Annotated in this window: 17 protein-coding genes; 3 read left to right on the forward strand and 14 right to left on the reverse strand. The window is 64.5% G+C overall.

Annotation, left to right across the window (positions count from 1 at the left end; genetic code table 11):
* Positions 1-56: 56 nt before the first annotated feature.
* The 7 genes from NCT05_RS21535 to NCT05_RS21565 form a co-directional block, all read right to left on the reverse strand.
* Positions 57-1,976 (reverse strand): hybrid sensor histidine kinase/response regulator, encoded by a 1,920-nt coding sequence (locus NCT05_RS21535; protein ID WP_250503131.1) that lies wholly within the window; start codon positions 1,974-1,976, stop codon positions 57-59.
* On the reverse strand, positions 1,973-3,697 hold the full coding sequence (locus NCT05_RS21540) for an ATP-binding response regulator (protein ID WP_250459732.1): 1,725 nt from the start codon (positions 3,695-3,697) through the stop codon (positions 1,973-1,975). The genes NCT05_RS21535 and NCT05_RS21540 overlap by 4 nt, the downstream gene beginning before the upstream one ends.
* Complete coding sequence (locus NCT05_RS21545) at positions 3,694-4,761, reverse strand: ATP-binding SpoIIE family protein phosphatase (protein WP_008354419.1); 1,068 nt, start codon at positions 4,759-4,761, stop codon at positions 3,694-3,696. Before NCT05_RS21545 ends, NCT05_RS21540 begins: the two co-directional genes overlap by 4 nt.
* Positions 4,746-5,186 carry an anti-sigma regulatory factor gene (locus NCT05_RS21550; RefSeq protein ID WP_008354418.1) on the reverse strand — a complete coding sequence of 147 codons (441 nt, stop codon included), beginning with the start codon at positions 5,184-5,186 and terminating at the stop codon, positions 4,746-4,748. The genes NCT05_RS21545 and NCT05_RS21550 overlap by 16 nt, the downstream gene beginning before the upstream one ends.
* Before the next feature lie 21 nt (positions 5,187-5,207).
* Positions 5,208-5,567, reverse strand: a complete 360-nt coding sequence (locus NCT05_RS21555) for an STAS domain-containing protein (RefSeq protein WP_008354417.1) — start codon at positions 5,565-5,567, stop codon at positions 5,208-5,210.
* A gap of 62 nt (positions 5,568-5,629) precedes the next feature.
* The gene (locus tag NCT05_RS21560) at positions 5,630-6,547 is read right to left on the reverse strand and encodes an STAS domain-containing protein (RefSeq protein ID WP_008354416.1); all 918 of its coding nucleotides are present in this window, start codon (positions 6,545-6,547) and stop codon (positions 5,630-5,632) included.
* A gap of 24 nt (positions 6,548-6,571) precedes the next feature.
* The gene (locus NCT05_RS21565) at positions 6,572-6,799 is read right to left on the reverse strand and encodes a hypothetical protein (RefSeq protein ID WP_250503132.1); all 228 of its coding nucleotides are present in this window, start codon (positions 6,797-6,799) and stop codon (positions 6,572-6,574) included.
* A gap of 131 nt (positions 6,800-6,930) precedes the next feature.
* Between NCT05_RS21565 and NCT05_RS21570 the strand changes: the two genes are divergently transcribed.
* Both NCT05_RS21570 and NCT05_RS21575 read left to right on the forward strand, forming a co-directional pair.
* Positions 6,931-8,301 carry a nucleobase:cation symporter-2 family protein gene (locus tag NCT05_RS21570; protein WP_250503133.1) on the forward strand — a complete coding sequence of 457 codons (1,371 nt, stop codon included), beginning with the start codon at positions 6,931-6,933 and terminating at the stop codon, positions 8,299-8,301.
* Between the two features lie 539 nt (positions 8,302-8,840).
* On the forward strand, positions 8,841-9,665 hold the full coding sequence (locus NCT05_RS21575; RefSeq protein WP_250436122.1) for an alpha/beta hydrolase: 825 nt from the start codon (positions 8,841-8,843) through the stop codon (positions 9,663-9,665).
* Here the strand turns inward: NCT05_RS21575 and NCT05_RS21580 are convergent.
* Both NCT05_RS21580 and NCT05_RS21585 read right to left on the reverse strand, forming a co-directional pair.
* The gene (locus NCT05_RS21580; protein ID WP_250503134.1) at positions 9,662-10,474 is read right to left on the reverse strand and encodes an exodeoxyribonuclease III; all 813 of its coding nucleotides are present in this window, start codon (positions 10,472-10,474) and stop codon (positions 9,662-9,664) included. The two genes, NCT05_RS21575 and NCT05_RS21580, sit on opposite strands and share 4 nt — an antisense overlap.
* Positions 10,475-10,542: 68 nt before the next feature.
* Positions 10,543-11,547, reverse strand: a complete 1,005-nt coding sequence (locus NCT05_RS21585) for an aldo/keto reductase (protein WP_250503135.1) — start codon at positions 11,545-11,547, stop codon at positions 10,543-10,545.
* Between the two features lie 108 nt (positions 11,548-11,655).
* Here NCT05_RS21585 and NCT05_RS21590 point away from each other — a divergent pair, with 108 nt between their 5' ends.
* Positions 11,656-12,549 carry a LysR family transcriptional regulator gene (locus NCT05_RS21590; protein WP_250503136.1) on the forward strand — a complete coding sequence of 298 codons (894 nt, stop codon included), beginning with the start codon at positions 11,656-11,658 and terminating at the stop codon, positions 12,547-12,549.
* Between the two features lie 6 nt (positions 12,550-12,555).
* On the opposite strand, the gene NCT05_RS21595 is transcribed toward NCT05_RS21590, so the two are convergent.
* The 5 genes from NCT05_RS21595 to dinB all read right to left on the reverse strand — a co-directional run bounded on the left by NCT05_RS21595 (position 12,556) and on the right by dinB (position 17,595).
* Positions 12,556-13,434: an ABC transporter permease gene (locus NCT05_RS21595; protein ID WP_250459724.1), complete on the reverse strand. Its 879-nt coding sequence runs from the start codon at positions 13,432-13,434 to the stop codon at positions 12,556-12,558.
* The gene (locus NCT05_RS21600) at positions 13,431-14,255 is read right to left on the reverse strand and encodes an ABC transporter ATP-binding protein (RefSeq protein ID WP_008354408.1); all 825 of its coding nucleotides are present in this window, start codon (positions 14,253-14,255) and stop codon (positions 13,431-13,433) included. The genes NCT05_RS21595 and NCT05_RS21600 overlap by 4 nt, the downstream gene beginning before the upstream one ends.
* A gap of 99 nt (positions 14,256-14,354) precedes the next feature.
* Positions 14,355-15,377 carry an ABC transporter substrate-binding protein gene (locus NCT05_RS21605; RefSeq protein WP_250503137.1) on the reverse strand — a complete coding sequence of 341 codons (1,023 nt, stop codon included), beginning with the start codon at positions 15,375-15,377 and terminating at the stop codon, positions 14,355-14,357.
* Positions 15,378-15,406: 29 nt separating this feature from the next.
* Positions 15,407-16,303: a TauD/TfdA dioxygenase family protein gene (locus NCT05_RS21610; RefSeq protein WP_250436125.1), complete on the reverse strand. Its 897-nt coding sequence runs from the start codon at positions 16,301-16,303 to the stop codon at positions 15,407-15,409.
* Between the two features lie 113 nt (positions 16,304-16,416).
* Complete coding sequence (dinB, locus tag NCT05_RS21615) at positions 16,417-17,595, reverse strand: DNA polymerase IV (protein WP_250503138.1); 1,179 nt, start codon at positions 17,593-17,595, stop codon at positions 16,417-16,419.
* Positions 17,596-17,650 lie beyond the last annotated feature (55 nt).

Raw genomic sequence — 17,650 nt, forward strand, 5'->3', positions numbered from 1 at the left:
AATCGGCGCGCGATTACGCCATTTCCATCGGCAATTCAGATTTTTCGGCTCCGCCCTCAGGCGAACTTTCCCGACACCGCCCTTTGAATCTCCGCGAACGCCACCGGCTTCACGAGATGATGATCGAAGCCCGCTTCCTTCGAGCGCTGACGATCATGCGCCTGCCCGTATCCCGTCACGGCGATCAGCAAGGCATCGGCGGTTGCGGGACGCGCGCGCATCTCGGCCGCGAGCCGGTATCCGTCCATGCCCGGCAAGCCGATATCGAGCAGCACGATCTGCGGCATGAAGGTGTCGGAGACCGCGAGCGCTTCGGTTGCATCGTGCGCCGTGCGAACGTCGAAGCCGTCGGCCTCGAGCAGCAGCGCCATCGCGGTGGCCGCGTCGACGCTGTCATCGACGAGCAGCACGCGCTTGCCCGCGTTGACGGTCGCGGGCGTTGCCGGCGCGCCTTGCGTGGCCACTTGCGCATCCTTCGCGAGCGGCAGCCACACGACGAACTCGCTGCCCGCCTGCGCCCCCGCCGAGAATGCTTCGATGCGTCCGCCCTGCAATTCGACGAGCGTCTTCGCCAGCGGCAAGCCGATGCCGAGCCCGCCCTCCGATCGTTCGAGCGATGTCTCCGATTGCACGAACAGATCGAAGATGTGCGGCAGCATGTCGGACGCGATGCCGATGCCCTTGTCGCGCACGACGATACGCACCTCATCGCCGAACTGTTCCGTTTCGATGGCGATCTCGCCTTCCTCGACGCTGTACTTCGACGCATTCGACAGCAGATTGCCGAACACCTGCGCGAGCCGCACGCTGTCGCCGACGATGTAGAGCGGCGCATCCGGCAGCTTCACCGTCAACGCGTGCCGCTTTCGTTCGAGCGCGGGCTGCACGGTCTCGATGGCCGCCGCGAGCGCCGCCGCGAGATCGACCGTCTCCTGGCGCAGCGTGATCTTTCCCTGCGTGATGCGCGCAACGTCGAGCAGATCGTCGACGAGCCGGCTCAAATGCCGCACCTGTCTGTCGATGATCGCGCGCACCGTCGCGAAGTGCTGCACGGACGGCTCGCGATCCGGATCGAGCAGATCGACCGCATTGCGGATCGGCGCGAGCGGATTGCGCAATTCATGCGCGAGCATCGCGAGAAACTCGTCCTTGCGGCGGTCCGCTTCGCGCAACAGCAGTTCGGCGGCCTTGCGCTCGGAGATATCGTTGACGATGCCCGCAATGCGATACGGCCGCGCCGGATGACCCGCCGCGCCGTGAACCGGAAACGCGCGCTCCGCGACCCAGCGCGGCCCGCCGTTCGCGCGCACGATGCGATATTCGACCTGATACGGCGTGCCGTTCGCGAGCAGTTGCCGATACGCCTCGGCGACATGATCGCGATCGAGGGGAAGAATGTCGCCGGACCAGTGATCGGGGCCAGGCAGGGGCGCGGGCGCGCCGCCGCCGGTATCGAAGAGATGCGCGTAAGCGGGGCTCACATAGAGCAGTTCGTTGGATGCCGGATCGAGCATCCAGAACACGTCGTCGATATTCCCGGCAAGCTGGCGAAAGCGCTCCTCGCTCTCGCGCAGCGCATTTTCCGCGAGCCGCACGCGCAGCAACGCGCGCACATGCGCGATCAGTTCCGCGGGTTCGACAGGCTCGGTCAAATAGCTATCCGCGCCGCCTTCGAGACCGCGAATGCGATCGAGACTATGCACCGCCGCCGCCGATGTCTGCAGCACGAGCGTGCCCGACGTCTCCGGCGATGCCTTGATCTGCCTGCACACTTCGAGCCCGTTGATGTCGGGCAGCTTCACGTCGAGCAGCACGAGATCGGGCGCTTCGGCGCGCACGCGTTCGAGCGCGGCCGTGCCCGTCGGCGCTTCGATCACGTTGAAGCCCGCGCGCGACAGGATGCGCGTTTTCGCATAGCGCGCGCCGTCGTTGTCGTCGACGTTGAGGATCAGCACCTCGTTCCAGTCGCTTCTCATGATGCTCGTCCCTCGCCCGTCACCGCATCCAGCACGCCCGGCAGCTCGCCACCGCCCGCCGGCTTTTCAACGAACGCGGTCGCGCCCAGCGCCCGCGCTTCATTGCGATCCTCGTCCTCGCCGAGCACCACGATCGGAATGCTGCGCGTCGCGGCCTGCGCGCGCAACGCGGCGAGCCAGATCCACGCTTCCGACGGCGCGGGCCGCACGGCGAGCAGCAACGCGGCGGGCTGCGTGCGCGCGAGCAGGCGGCTCGCTTCGTCGAGCGTCGCGGCGCTCATCGGGCGATACGGCGAAGCGCGCAGCGCGGCCTCGCAGTCGAGCCGCTCGATCGGATTGCTCGCGACGATCAGCACGGCGGGCCGCGTATCGCTCGCGGCGTGATGCGCGGCGTCGACGTCCGCGCCGTAATGCGCGGGAATCGTCGCGCTGAAAGTCGAGCCGCGCCCGGGTTCGCTCGCGAGCGACACATCGCCGCCGAGCAGCTTGCACAGCTTGCGGCACAGCGGCAGGCCGAGGCCCGTACCCTTCACGTATTGCTGAAGGCGGTTTTCGACTTGCCCGAACTCTTCGAAGACGACCTGCTGATGCTCCGGCGCGATGCCGATGCCCGTATCGCTGACGGAAAACGTGATGAGCCGGCGCGCGTCGTCATAGCTCGCCGCGACGCGCACTTCGCCGCGCTCGGTGAACTTGAGCGCATTCGATACGAAGTTGCGCAGCACCTGCGCGACCTTGGCTTCATCGGTATGAATGGGCGGCAGGCCTTCGCACGATTCGAACACGAGTTCCACCGCGCCGCCCGGCGACAGCGGCCGCAACATGCCGCGCAGCGCCGAAAACAGGGTATCAACTTCAAATTCAGCGGGACGCACTTCGATCTTGCCCGCTTCGATCTTCGCGAGATCGAGCAGATCGTCGACCGTTTCCGACAAATCCTCCGCCGCCTTGCGGATGAAGCGCACCTGCTTTTCCTGCTCTTCCGTCAGATCGCCGTCGATACGTTCGAGCAAGAGTTTCGAGAGCGCGCGGATCGACGACAGCGGCGTGCGGAACTCGTGGCTCATGTTCGACAGAAAGCGCGATTTCGATTCGTCCGCGCGGCGCAGATGATCGGCGCGCGCATCCAGCTCCGCATAAAGCGCGACGACACCGCGATTGGTGTCCTCGAGTTCGCGCGTAAGACGCGTGAGCTCCTCCTGACGTTCGCGCAGATCCGCGAGCGCGGCGATCAGTTCGCGATTCTGGCGCTGCAATTCCGCGGCCGTGTCTTCGCTCGGCTGACGCTCGAGTGCGTTCTTCACCGCCTGCGCATCGCACGGCACGCCATCGGGTAAAGCCTTCGCGAGCGAGATCGAGGTGTCGCCATCGGCTTCGTCGGCGATCGCGCATTGATCCATCAGACGTTGCGCCGCGAGCAGGCCCAGCGCGGCTTGCGAGTCGTCGTGGCGCATGGCGCGCAGACGCTCGCCCGCACCGCCGCCCGCCAGAAAACGCACGACGAAGCGCGGCGGGCGCGCGGCGTTATCGACGAGAAATTCCGCGCGCGCCGCCTGCCCCGCGATCAGCACGGTGCGCGCGGCTTCGAGCACGGACGTGGAAATGCGCGTCTGATCCTGCGGCGAGAAGCCGAGCGCCGCGCTCGCATCGCGCGCCTTCACGCGGACCGCGACGATATCGCGCTCGTGATCGATCCGCATCGTGTAGAGCGGTTGCGTCATCCTGCGCTCCCGGCCGCGCGGGCCACGAACACGGTGATGTCGTCGCGGCCGCGCGCGAAGTCGCGATACAGCACCGCCGCGACGAGCGCCGGGTGCCGCATCGCGAGGCCCGGATAGCGCGCGAGATCCCAGCGCGACGTGAGCCCGTCCGAATGCAGCACGACGAGCGCGTTCGGCGGATACGGCACGTCGAAGATCTGCGCGCGCCGCGCCGCATGCCCGACGATGCCGCTGTGCGACACGAGATGCTTGTGCGTGCCTTCGGTCCACACGCTCGCCGAAATATTGCCGATGCCCGCGAAGCTCACCGCCATGCCCGGCATCGACGCGAAAGCCGGCATGCGCGCGATGCCGACCGCCGCGCCGCGCGTCGGGCGCAGCGCCTCGTTGGCGGCCTCCATGATGCGATCGAGCGCCTGGTCGCCGTTCGCGGCGAGCGCTTTGGCCGCCTCGATCGCCGCGACATTGGCGAGCGGTCCGTGACCGAGGCCATCGGCGACGAGCACGGTGAATTCGCCGTCATGCGCGTAGACGGACCATGCATCGCCGGATACGGTTTCGGTTTGCAGCGGCAGGTTCACGACGCCGTATGTCAGTTGCGGCGCACGCGTGTTCGCCGCGCCCGGCGCGTTCCAGAACACGGCGCGCAACACCGTGCCGCGTTGCGGCGCGCTCCAGATGTCGAGTTCGTCGGAAAGACGCTCGATCGCGCCCATGCCGTTGCCGGGACTGCCCGCCGTCGTGTAGCCGTCCTCGAAACAGCGATGCAGATCGTAAATGCCCGGCCCGTTGTCGATGCACAGCACTTCGATGCCGTAGCGCAAAGTCGCGCCGGCGCCCCTGTCGACGAGCGGACGCACGAGCAATTCGCCGCGCTGTGCATGCTTCAGCAGATTCGTGCCGCATTCGGTGACGACGATCGCGAGCTCGCCCGCGGCCGTCTCGTTGAAACCGAGCCCCCGCGCGAGTTCGCCGATAGAACGCCGCGCATAGGCGATCTGGCTCGCCTCGGCGATCTCGTAGCGCTGCTGCGCGGCCATCGATTCCTTCAGAACGGTTTCCATTTTGTGATCGAGACGTGCGTGCCTTCGCCCGGCGCGGAGCGGATGTCGAATTCGTCGCACAGGCGCTTGGCGCCGCCAAGCCCGAGCCCGAGGCCGCTGCCCGACGTGAATCCGTCGGAGAGCGCGCGCGGGATATCCGGAATGCCCGGACCATTGTCGACGAATTCGAGCTTGAGGCCACGGCGGCCGTTACGCTCGACGAGATAGCAATGCACGTCGCCGCCGCCGCCGTAGATGAGCGTGTTGCGTGCCAGCTCGCTCGCCGCCGTCACGAACTTCGTCTGGTCGATGAGAGACAGGCCCTGCGAGACCGCCTTCTCGCGCACGAACTGGCGCAGCCGCACGATCTGCTCGTCGTTGCGGATCGGCAGCGTGTCGGGCGGCGACGAGGACGTCGGCGCGGCTGTGGAATTGAAGATCGTCATGGAGTCGTGTGCATGCGGCCGTCAGGCCGTGCCGCCCTTCGAAAGGAGCGCCATGCCCTTCTCCACGTTCAGCGCCGTGCGTACGCCCGAAAGCGTGAGGCCGAGTTCGACGAGCGTGATCGCGACCGAAGGCTGCATGCCGACGACGACCGTCTCGGCATCGAGCACGCGCGCCATGGCGGCCGTGTTGCCGATCATGCGTCCGATGAACGAATCGACCACGTCGAGCGAGGAAATGTCGATCAGGACGCCGCGCGCGCCGTCTTTCACAATGCGGCTCGTCAGATCGTCCTGCAGCGCGAGCGCGAGCCGGTCGTGCATGTCGACCTGAATGGTGACGAGCAGGAGCCTGCCCATCGTGAGAATCGGAATGCGTTCCATCGCTTGAAACCCCGTTCAGTCGCGTTGCGTTCGATGCGTGCTTCGAATGGCGAAAGGCTGCGTCATTCCGCTTGCAGCGAATCGAAGCCGTCGCTTGCGCGGCTGCCGCGCGAGGCGTCCTGCGCGGATCCGGCCGTCACCGACTTGCCCGTGCGCTGCAGCGCGACGACGAACGCCGACGCGAGCGTCGCCTTGGTCGTGACGTTCGTGAGATTCACGCCGAGATGAACGATGGTCTGCGCGATCTGCGGACGAATACCGCTGATGATGCAGTCCGCGCCCATCAGACGCGCCGCCGCGACCGTCTTCAGCAAGTGCTGCGCGACGAGCGTATCGACGGTCGGCACGCCGGTGATGTCGATGATCGAAATGGCCGCGCCCGTCTCGACGATCTTCTGCAGCAGGTTTTCCATCACGACTTGCGTGCGCGCCGAATCGAGCGTGCCGATGAGCGGCAGCGCGAGAATGCCGTCCCACAACTGCACGACGGGCGTCGACAGTTCGAGCAGTTCCTGCTGCTGGCGCACGATGACCTGCTCGCGGCTCGCCTGGAACACTTCGGTCGTGAAGAGCCCGAGCTCGTCGAAGAGCGTGCTGATCGTCCAGGTGAGATCGGCGAGCGCGGGGGCATCGTTGACGAGCGTGTCGCGCAAACGCGCGAAGAGCGGCTGCTTGAGCGAGAACACGAACATCGCGGTCTCGACGGGCGTGAAGCCCTGACGCGCACGCTGCGCCGACATTTCCGCGAGAAACGCGCGCACTTCCTGCCATGCGGACGATTTGAAATCGACGCGTTCGGAGGCGCCGAGCGCCGTCACGAGAAGCGACGTGAACTGGCTGAACTGATTGCGCAGTTCCGCCTCGCCGACGAGGCCGCGCCGCGCCGCGATGGCGTGCTGCTGCGCGAACCATTCCGCGAGCAATTGCTCCTGGTTGCTGGTGAACAGTTGGGCAAGCCGCGTTCCGCCGACCATTTCCATGCCGAGATCCCCGTGCGAATGATGTTATTGGGCGCCAAGCCCTGGAAGCTGGATTGTTGCATCGCCGCGAAAGCTATCGAAATAAAGCAACGCGAAGCGCTCGGAATGTAGCACGCCATCCCAAAAATCGACAGTGCGACAAGCCTTGCGGCACAAGGGATTCGAGGATTTCTTCCGTTTGTCGCGATGCGCGCTGCGCCGAATCGGCAAATGCTGCCGTGCGCGCGCGATCGCATGGACAATATCGGTCAAATATCCTGAACAAAGTCAAGCGCGCGTCCGATGCCATGTATAGCGGCCCGAATATTTTTTCGGCCGTCGCGCGGTGCAATACTCGGGCGACCCACTCAACGTCATAGACATTCGAGCTTGCCGGAGCGCACATGGCCCAAACGATTCATCCCGTCGACGAAGTGCTGCCCATCGGTCAGATGCTCGCGGTCGGCATTCAGCACGTACTCGTGATGTACGCGGGCGCGATCGCGGTGCCGCTCATCATCGGCGCGGCGCTGAAGCTGCCGAAGGAGCAGGTCGCGTTTCTGATCAGCTCGGACCTCTTCGCGTGCGGAGTCGTCACGCTGGTGCAGTGCATCGGCGTATGGAAATTCGGCATCCGCCTGCCGGTCATCATGGGCGTGAGCTTCGCGCCGGTCGGGCCGATGGTCGCGATGGCATCATCCGGTGCGGGCCTGCCGGCGATCTTCGGCGCGACCATCGCGGCGGGCGTGTTCGCGGTCCTGATCGCGCCGTTCTTCGGACGGCTGATGCGCTTCTTTCCGCCGATCGTCACGGGCACGATCATTCTGACGATCGGCATGACGCTCTTTCCCGTCGCGATCAACTGGGCGGGCGGCGGACGCGGCGCACCGAATTTCGGCGAGCCGCGCAATCTGATGATCGCGGGCATCGTGCTGCTCGCGATTCTGCTCATCAACAAGTATCTGAAGGGCTTCGTCGCGAATATTTCGGTGTTGCTCGGCATGGCGATCGGCTTCGTGATCGCGTTGCCGCTCGGCTTCGTCGATTTCGCGGGCGTCGGTCAAGCCGCGTGGTTCGCGCCGGTGCGGCCGTTCGCGTTCGGCATGCCGGTCTTCGATGTCGCGGCGATCGCCTCGCTGTGTCTCGTGATGGTCGTCATCATGGTGGAATCGCTCGGCATGTTCCTCGCGCTCGGCGATCTCGCGATGCGCCCCGTTTCGCGCATCGATGCGACGCGCGGACTGCGCACCGATGGTCTCGGCACGGTGATCGGCGGCATCTTCAATACGTTTCCGCATTCCTCGTTTTCGCAGAACATCGGGCTCGTGGGCATTACGGGCGTCAAAAGCCGCTGGGTGGTCGCGGTGTCGGGCGTGATCCTGATCCTGCTCGGGCTGCTGCCGAAGCTCTCGAATCTGATTGCTTCGATACCGGTGGTCGTGCTCGGCGGCGCGGGCATCGCGATGTTCGGCATGGTCGCGGCGACCGGCGTGAAGATCCTGAGCAAGGTCGATTTCGATAGCAAGAACAACTTGCTCATCATCGCGATCAGTCTGGGCGTGGGCGTGATTCCGCTTGCCGCGCCGGCGTTCTTCGCGCACATGCCGGCGTGGGCGGGGCCGCTGACGCATAGCGGAATCACGCTCGCCGCGGCGTTCGCGATTCTGCTCAACGCGCTGTTCAATCGCGAGCGGGAAGCGGAGGACGTGGAGAAGGAGATCGCTGCGGAGATGCCTTTGAGCTTGCGGCAGGGGGATGTGGATGTGCGGGAGTGAGCGAGTTGCCGGAGATCCGGCCGATGGCGCCACGCAAGCGGCCTGCAATCGCTCGCGCGCAACCGCGCCCTACCTAACCGCAAGGGCTTTTGGCCGGGATGAATTCGAACAGAACCTGGAAGCGCTCCGAATCGGGGACATTTGGAACGGTAGGCCAAATCTCATAGTCGACCTCGATACGCCTCTCTTCGACGCCGAGCGCACGAAGATAGCTAACGACGGATTCAACGCGCTTTTTTGTGACCGCCGTTCCGTCTCGTCGCCCTTTTCAAAATAGCCATAGGAGAACAGCAATGTCAGTCCGCGCGACGCTGTTGTTAGCGTCGATGAGCGTGCGCGCCAGATCAACTCGATGGCGATTTGACAGCGACAAGTTGTCCGCGTCGAATTGGATCGATTGGATCCCGCGGAATTCATCTGGGTCATTTTTCTGTCGGTAACGATTCACCGCCCGTACATGAAATGCAGGCGCAAGCGCACGCATCCACACGCCGCAACTCCACTACCATACGAGGAACGCCAACCCGCCGCCGACACCGATGCGCGAAGTCCTCTGGATCGCCCTGCTCGCCATAGCGCTGGTCTACACGATCGCGCTCGCGGGCCTGTATTGGCTGCAAGGAAGGCTCGTCTATCCGCTGGAACAGATCGAAGCCTTCAAGAACGCCGATGTGGAAGCGCGCACCGAAGCAGTCGTCATCAGAACCGATGACGGCCTCGACCTGACCATGCGCTACAAAGCGCCGCCCGACGACGACGCGCCCACGGTCATCCTCTTTCACGGCAATGGCGAAGACCTTTTCCAGCGCGGTCATGTTGCATTGGAGATGATCGAAGCGGGCTATGGCGTGCTGCTCGCCGAATATCGCGGCTACGGCGGCAATCCCGGCAGGCCGCACGAAGCCGGCCTTTACGCCGATGCGCGCGCCGCCTACGCCTACGCCGCGGCGCGTTCACGCAACATCGTGCTGCACGGTTATTCGCTCGGCTCGGGTGTCGCCGTGCAGCTTGCAAGCGTCGCGAAGATCCATGCGCTGATGCTCGAAGCGCCGTTCACGAGCATCGTCGATGTCGCCGCGAAACGCTTCCGGCTCTTTCCCGTGCGGCTGCTCGCACGCGATCGCTACGAAAGCCTCGCGAAAATCGCATCGATCGATGCGCCGCTCTTGATCTACGGCGGCACGAAAGACGGCGTGATTCCGCCCGAACACTTCCAGCGTCTCTTCGATGCAGCACGCGGCGACAAGCGTCTCGCGCTCATCGAAGACGCCGATCATCTCGACGTTTGGACGATGGGCGGCCGCGAACACGCGATGCAATTCCTCGCGTCACTGCAACCGACGCGCGACACGCTGCAAGCCTAAGCCGATTTCCTGCGCGTGCGCCCGAGCTTGAGCGTGACCCACGCCGGCGCATGATCGCTCGCATGCGGCTCGCCGCGCACCCATTTGTCGACGCCCGCCGCCTCCAGCTTCTTCGCGAGATCCTTGCTAAGAAGGATGTGATCGATGCGCAAGCCCGAATTCGTCTGCCAATGATTGCGGAAGTAATCCCAGAACGTATAGATGCGCTCATCGGGAAACTTCTGCTTCAGCGCATCGGTCCAGCCTTGCGCGAGCAAATCCGCGTAGGCCGCGCGGCTCTCCGGCTGCAACAGCGCGTCCTTCAGCCACGAGCGCGTGTTGTAGATGTCGTCATCGGTCGGCACGACGTTGTAATCGCCCGCGAGCACAACGGGATGTCCGCTATCGAGCAACATCTTCGCATGTGCGTTGAAGCGCGCGAACCATTCGAGCTTGTAATCGAACTTCGGGCCGGGCTGCGGATTGCCGTTCGGAAGATAAAGACAGCCGATCAGCAAGCCGCCCACGGCCGCCTCGATATAACGGCTATGCGTATCGTCTTCGTAACCCGGCAGCCCGCGCCGGCTCAGCACCGGCTCCGCGTCTTTCGCGAGAATCGCCACGCCGTTCCACGATTGCTGCCCATGCCATAGCGCGCCGTAGCCCGCGTTCGCGATCGCGTCGGCGGGAAACTGCGCGTCGGTCGCTTTCAGTTCCTGCAGGCAGACGATATCGGGCGATTCGCGTTCGAGCCATGTCAGCAAGGCGTCGAGCCGCGGACGGATGCCGTTGATGTTGAAGGTCGCGATTTTCACTCGGCGTCTCTCCATCGGTGGATCGGGATCGATGCTACACGCGTCGCAGTTTGCGTGCCGCGTCGCGAACCACGCCGGGAGATTCAGCGCTTCTCGCTGTCGAGATGCGCCATCTGCACGGCCTCGTAGCGATCGCCCGCCGCCGCGCCCTTCGGTACCGCCGCTTCGATCGCGGCGAGGTCATCCTTCGTGAGCGCGACATCGAGCGCCCCGAGCGATTCCGTCAGACGGTCGCGACGGCGCGCGCCGACGACAGGCACGATGTCATCGCCCTGCGCGAGCACCCACGCGATCGCGATCTGCGCGACGCTCACGCCTTTTGCATCGGCGATCTTGCGCAACGCATCGACGAGCGCGAGATTGCGTTCGACGTTGCCTTGCTGAAAGCGCGGACTGTTCGCGCGCCAGTCGCCGGATTGCGCGGCGTCGCGGCTCCAGTGTCCGCTGATGAGTCCGCGCGACAGCACGCCGTACGCCGTGATGCCGATGCCGAGTTCGCGGCATGCCGGAAGAATCGATTCCTCGAGGCCGCGCGAAATCAGCGAGTATTCGATCTGCAGATCGCACACCGCATGCACGGCGGCGGCACGGCGAATCGTGTCCGCGCCGACTTCCGACAATCCGACGTGGCGCACATAGCCCGCGTCGATCATCTCGGCGATCGCGCCGACGGTGTCTTCGACCGGCACCTTCGCATCGAGGCGCGCGGGCCGATAAATGTCGATATGTTCGACGCCGAGCCGCTGCAATGTATACGCGAGCGAATTCTTCACGGCGACGGGCCGTCCATCGAACGCGATGAACCGGCCGGCCGGATCGCGCATGCCGCCGAATTTCACGCTGAGAATCGCCGCATCGCGGCGTGAAGGCGGCGCGCTTCTCAACGCTTCGCCGATCAGCATTTCGTTGTGCCCCATGCCGTAGAAGTCGCCGGTGTCGAGCAGCGTCACGCCCGCTTCGAGGGCCGCGTGTATCGTCGCGATGCTCTCCGCGCGATCCGACGGCCCGTACATGCCCGACATGCCCATGCATCCGAGGCCGATCGCCGACGATTGCGGTCCGTTCTTTCCGAGCTTGCGTTGTTCCATGTTCGTTCTCTCCTTGAAGAATGGAGACGATTATGGGAGCAAACCTCGCGTGCGATAATCCGCCTCAATCCGAATGGGCTGTGCGCCCCAGCGAACAATGGGTGAGAGATGAGCGAACCGGATTTGTCGGATCTTCACGCGTTTCTGGCCGTCGCGCGGTCGCGTGGCTTCAGGCAGGCGGCGCTGTTGCGCGGCGTGTCGGCGTCGTCGCTGAGCGAGGCCATACGCAGGCTCGAAACGCGTCTGGGCGTGCGGCTTTTGAATCGCACGACGCGCAGCGTCACGCCGACCGAAGCGGGCGAGCGGCTCATCGAACGCCTCGGGCCCGCGTTCGCGGAAATCGCGGGCGCGCTCGATGCCGTCAACGGCTTTCGCGACAGCCCGACCGGCACGTTGCGCCTGAACGTCCCGCGCATCGTGTCACGCGAGATCCTGCCGCCAATCGTCGCGCGTTTTCTGACGGCGCATCCGGGCATCAAGCTGGAGATCAGCGCAACCGATACCTTCATCGACGTGCTCGCCGCCGGTTTCGATGCGGGCATCCGTTATGACGAGCGCATCGAGCGCGACATGATCGCCGTGCCGATCGGGCCGCGCACGCAACGCTTCGTCGCGGTGGCGTCGCCGGCTTATCTCGCGGCGCACGGCGACCCGAAGCATCCGCGCGAACTCGTGAATCACGCGTGCATCGGGCATCGTTTCGATAGCGGCGTGCTGGCCGTGTGGGAATTCATGCGCGGCAAGGAAACGATACGCATCGCGCCGGAAGGACCGCTCGTCACGTCGTCGATCGAGATCAGCCGAAGCGCGGCCATCGCGGGATTGGGCCTCGTCTATACGTTCGACGAGTTCGTGCGCGCGGCCATCGACGATGGCGCGCTCGTGCCCGTGCTCAAACCGTGGTGGCAGAGTTTCACCGGGCCGCGTCTCTATTATCCGAGCCGCGCGCACATGCCGGGGCCGTTGCGCGCGTTCATCGACTTCATTCGCGCGGGGAATTGAGCGCGCTCATTGCTGCACGCCCCAGCGGCGCACGGTCACGCGCTCGATCGTATCGAAGACGAGATGCTCCACAGCAAGGCCGATCACGATGACCGCAGCCAGTCCCGCGAACACGCGGTCCGTGTAAAGCTCGTTGCGGTTCTGGAAGATGTACCAGCCGAGCCCGCCCTTGCCCGAGCTCGCGCCGAACACGAGCTCCGCCGCAATCAGCGTGCGCCACGCGAAGGCCCAGCCCACGCGCAAGCCCGCGAGAATCGAAGGCAACGCGGCGGGCACCAGAATCAGCATCACATGGCGCATGCCGTCGAGACCGTAGTTGCGGCCCGTCATGCGCAAGGTCGTCGGCACGGCCTGAAAGCCCGCATACGTGTTGAGCGCGAGCGGCCACAACACCGAATGCACGAGCACGAAAAGCAGGCTTCCGGTGCCGAGGCCGAACCACAGCAACGCGAGCGGCAACAGCGCGATGGAAGGCAGCGGATTGAACATCGCGGTGAGCATCGAAAGGATGTCGCGGCCGATGCGCGTCGAGACCGCAAGCGATGTCAGCGCGAACGCGAGCGCCGCGCCGAGCGCATAGCCGCGCAGCAGTACCGACATCGAAATGCCGATCTTCTCGATGAGTTCGCCCGACGCGATGCCCTGCACGAATGCGACGAAGGTCGCGCTGAAAGTGGGCAACAGCAGATCGTTATCGACGGCGCGTGCGGCGATTTCCCACAACGCGATCAGCACGAGCGCGATGATCGACTTGCGCAGCCACGCACGATCCGCTAGCCGCTTCGACAGCGGCAACGGCGCTTCATGTTCGACGGCGACGCTCGCGGCAGGCGCGATTTCATACTCGGGCCGCACGGGCGGCACGATCAGATGCGGCGTGCTCATTGCGCGCGCTCCTCTTCGAACAACAGACGATGAATGCGCGCGACGCTCTGCTGAAACTCGCCGCGACCCAGGCTGTCCTGCGTGTATTGATGACTGTTGAGCTCGGCGCGCACGCGTCCCGGATGCGGCGTCAGCAGCAGAATGCGATTGCCGACGATCAGCGCTTCCTCGATCGAGTGCGTGACGAACAACAGCGTGAATCGCTCGTCGCTCCAGAGGCGCAAGAGCTCTTCCTGCATGCGGCGTCGCGTGAGCGCATCGAGTGCGGCGAAGGGCTCGTCCATCAGCAGCACGCGCGGCTGCATCGCGAGGGCGCGTGCAATGGCGACGCGCTGCTTCATGCCGCCCGACAGCGTATGCGGATACGCATCGGCGAATTTGGCGAGACCGACCTTGTCGAGATAATGCAGCGCGCGTTCGCGAGCTTCGGCGCGGCCGAGCTTGCGCGCGACGCGCAGCGGAAAGGCGACGTTCTGCACGACGGTCTTCCACGGCGGCAACTGATCGAACTCCTGAAACACGACGATGCGATCCGCGCCCGGCCCGCGCACACGTTCACCGCCGATTTCGATGCTGCCTCCAACCGGCTCGATGAAGCCGGCAACGGCCTTGAGCAAGGTCGACTTGCCGCAGCCCGAAGGCCCGAGCAGCACGAAGCGGTCGGCGCCGTAGACATCGAAGCTGACATCGTGCGTCGCGCGAACGAGCCGCTCCGGCGTGCGGTATTCGAGCGTGACGTTCTTCGCGCTGAGAAGCTTGCCGCTCGTCGCAGCCTCACGATCGGCTTCGTGCGAATAAAGCGCTTGGGGATTGGCGGCCATGTTCATCTGCCCGATTGCAAACGATCACGATACCGGCGCGCTGCGCTCGAGCGAACCAATCATTGCGCATATCGAATCCGCAATCGCCGATAAGCGGCGTCAGCTTCCGTCTTTCGTCGCGGGATCGGTGAAGAAGTAATCCTGCCACGACTTCGGCTCGTTCTTGATGACGCCGACGCGATGCATGAACTGCGCGAGCCCGAACGTGTTTTGCGGCGCGACCTTGAATTGCACCGACGGATCCTTGATCACGTTGATAAGCAAATCGCGGTCGATCTTCGCGTTGTTCACGCGCAGGTAGATATCGGCGGCTTGTTCCGGATGTTGCGTGATATAGCGCGCGGCATCGGCAAGACCGGCGACAAACGCGCGATACGTCTTCGGATTCTCGTTGCGGAATTTCTCGGTCGCGTAGAGCACCGTCGCGGAACTGGGGCCGCCGAGCACATCGTATGAATTGAGCACGATATGCGCTTTTGGATTGCCCGCGAGTTCCTGCTGCTGGAACGGCGGATTGCCGAAGTGCGCGTTGATCTCCGTGCCGCCCGCGATGAGCGCCGCGGCTGCGTCCGGATGCGGCACCGCTTGCGTGAGCTTGTCGAGGCGGTTGTATTCCTTGTCGCCCCATTGCTTCGCCGCCGCGTATTGCAGGACGCGCGATTGCACCGACACGCCGACTGCCGGCACCGCGATGCGATCCTTGTCGGTGAAATCGGCGATGGTTTTTACGCGCGGATCGTTCGATACGAGGTAATACGGGAAGTTGCCGAGCGACGCGACGCCCTTCACGTTTTGCCGTCCGTGCGTGCGGTCCCAGATCGTCAGCAACGGGCCGACGCCCGCCGCGGCGATATCGACCGAGCCGGACAACAGCGCATCGTTGACGCTCGATCCGCCCGACAGCTTCGCCCAGTCGACCTTGATATCGAGCCCTTCCTTCTTGCCTTCCTGCTCGATGAACTTCTGGTCGCGCGCGACATTGAGCAGCAGATACACGACGCCGAATTGCTCGGCGATGCGCAACGTGCCTTCGGCATGCGCGCTCGCCGACGTGACGCCGATCGCGAGCGAAAGCGCCGCGACGAGCGCGCGTGCGCCGCCCTTCCCGGTTCGAGAATGCATCGATGAAACCCCGTAAAAATAGTGGCTTTTTAGAAAGGCGCGTCGCCTTCGATGGTCGTGCGATAGAGCTTGCGGCGCTGATCGTCGGGCGTGCCGGCGGCGAGATGCATCACCGAGCGGTTGTCCCAGAAGACCATGTCGCGTTCGCGCCATTGATGGCGATAGACGAACTCGCTTTGCGTGCTATGCGCGAAGAGTTCCGCGAGCAAGGCGCGGCTTTCGTCTTCCGGCAGACCGATGATGCGCGTCGTGAAATGCTCGCTCACGAAGAGCGCGCGACGCTTGGTTTCCGGATGCGTCCGCACGATCGGATGCGTCACCGGCTTGACTTGCGCGATCTGCTCCGCCGACAGATTCGGACGCCACGGACTGCGCTTTTGCAGCTCGCCGTATTTGGCGAGATAGGTGTGTTCGGCGACGCGGCCTTCGACTGCATCGCGCAGATGCGCGGGCAGCGTGTCCCACGCGAGATGCTGATTCGCGAACAGCGTGTCGCCGCCGGTCGCGGGCAATTCCTGCGCGTGCAGCATCGAGCCGAGACTCGGCTTGTCTTTGTACGAAAGATCGGAATGCCAGAAATGACCCGCATCGCCGAGACCGATCGGCTTGCCGTTCTCGACGATGTTCGACACGATCAGCACTTCCGGATGCCCCCCGAGCCCGAACTGATGCAGCACGTGAATCTGCAGCGGACCGAAGCGCTTGCTGAACGCGACCTGTTCGTCGGGCGTGATGCGCTGATCGCGAAACACGAGAACGTGATGATCCAGATGCGCGCGATGGATGCGCGCGAAATCGGCTTGTGACAATGGCTTCGACAGATCGAGCCCGATGACTTCCGCGCCGAGCGGCGCATCGAACGGGCGAATCTCGATGGATTGATCGGCGGCAGCGTGCTCGGCAATGGGGGCAGTGAGAATCGTCACGTCGAACTAGTGGCAATCGATAGCTTGGGGAAGCGATCAATCTAACGCGCGGCGATTCGCGCGGCAACGAAGCATCTGCGATTACGTTATGCGCCTATGAAATAAGGCGCGCTTCAGTCGCCGGCGATATCGAACGGCAATTCGACCTGCACCGGCTCGACGAAGCCGCTTTCGTCGCGCCCGGCGAGCGCGCTGACGCGTACGCCGAGCAGACGGATGCGGCGATCGAGCACGATGCGCTTCAGGCATTCGGTCGCGGCGCGGCGAATCTCGACGGGATCGGCGGTCGCGACGGGCACGGTCAGATCGCGCGTCACGGTGCGGAAGTCGTCGAAGCGCAGCTTGATGCCGACCGTGCGCCCGACGTAGCCCTTGCGCTGCAAGTCTTCGGCGACGCGCGTGCACAGCCCCGTGAACTCGGCGGAAAGCGTCGCGCGATCCTGCTTCGGATGAAAGTCCCGCTCGAAGGTCGTCTCGCGGCTCATCGACTTGGGCGTCGAAGTGACGACGACAGGCCGCTCGTCCTGCCCCTGCGCGATGCGCGCGAGCCAGGCGGCGTACGTGTGGCCGAAATGCGTCTGCAGGAAACCGGGATCGGCGGCGGCAATATCGCCCACGGTCACGATGCCGAGCGCCGCGAGCTTCTCGTTCGCCTTCGGTCCGATGCCGTTCACCTTGCGCGCGGCGAGCGGCCAGATGCGCGTTGGCAGATCGTCCATCGTGAGGATGGTGAGACCGTCGGGCTTGTCGAGCTCGGAGCCGATCTTCGCGAGCAGCTTGTTCGGCGCGATGCAGATCGAGCAGGTGAGGCCCGTCGCGTCGTGCACGGCGTCCTTCATGCGCTGGCCGATCTCCGGGGATTCGCCGGGTAGATCGCTGACATCGATATAAATTTCGTCGATGCCGCGATTCTCGATCTGCGTGGTGAACGTCGCGACGGCCGCCTTGAAAAGCCGCGAATAATGGCGATAGGACTCGAAATCGGTCGGCAGAAGAATTGCGTCGGGCGCGAGCTGGGCGGCTTTCATCATGCCCATCGCGGAAAAGACGCCGAACTTGCGCGCCTCGTAGGTAGACGTGGTGACGACGCCGCGACCCGCGTAATCGCGCAGACGCTTGAAGCGGCGCGTGCCGTCGGGCAACGTTTCAGGCGTGGCGCTGCGCCCGCCGCCGACCACGACGGGCATGCCGCGCAATTCCGGATAACGCAGAAGTTCGACCGACGCGAAGAAGGCGTCCATGTCGAGATGCGCGATGCGGCGCGGTGCGGATGTGGAGGACAGCGCGTCCATCGCGGCGACGAGAGCAGAAAAATGGCTTACTGTACATCCATACAGGTGTTCGCGC

The organism is Caballeronia sp. AZ7_KS35, from assembly GCF_023631045.1.
In the GTDB taxonomy this organism is placed as follows: domain Bacteria; phylum Pseudomonadota; class Gammaproteobacteria; order Burkholderiales; family Burkholderiaceae; genus Caballeronia; species Caballeronia zhejiangensis.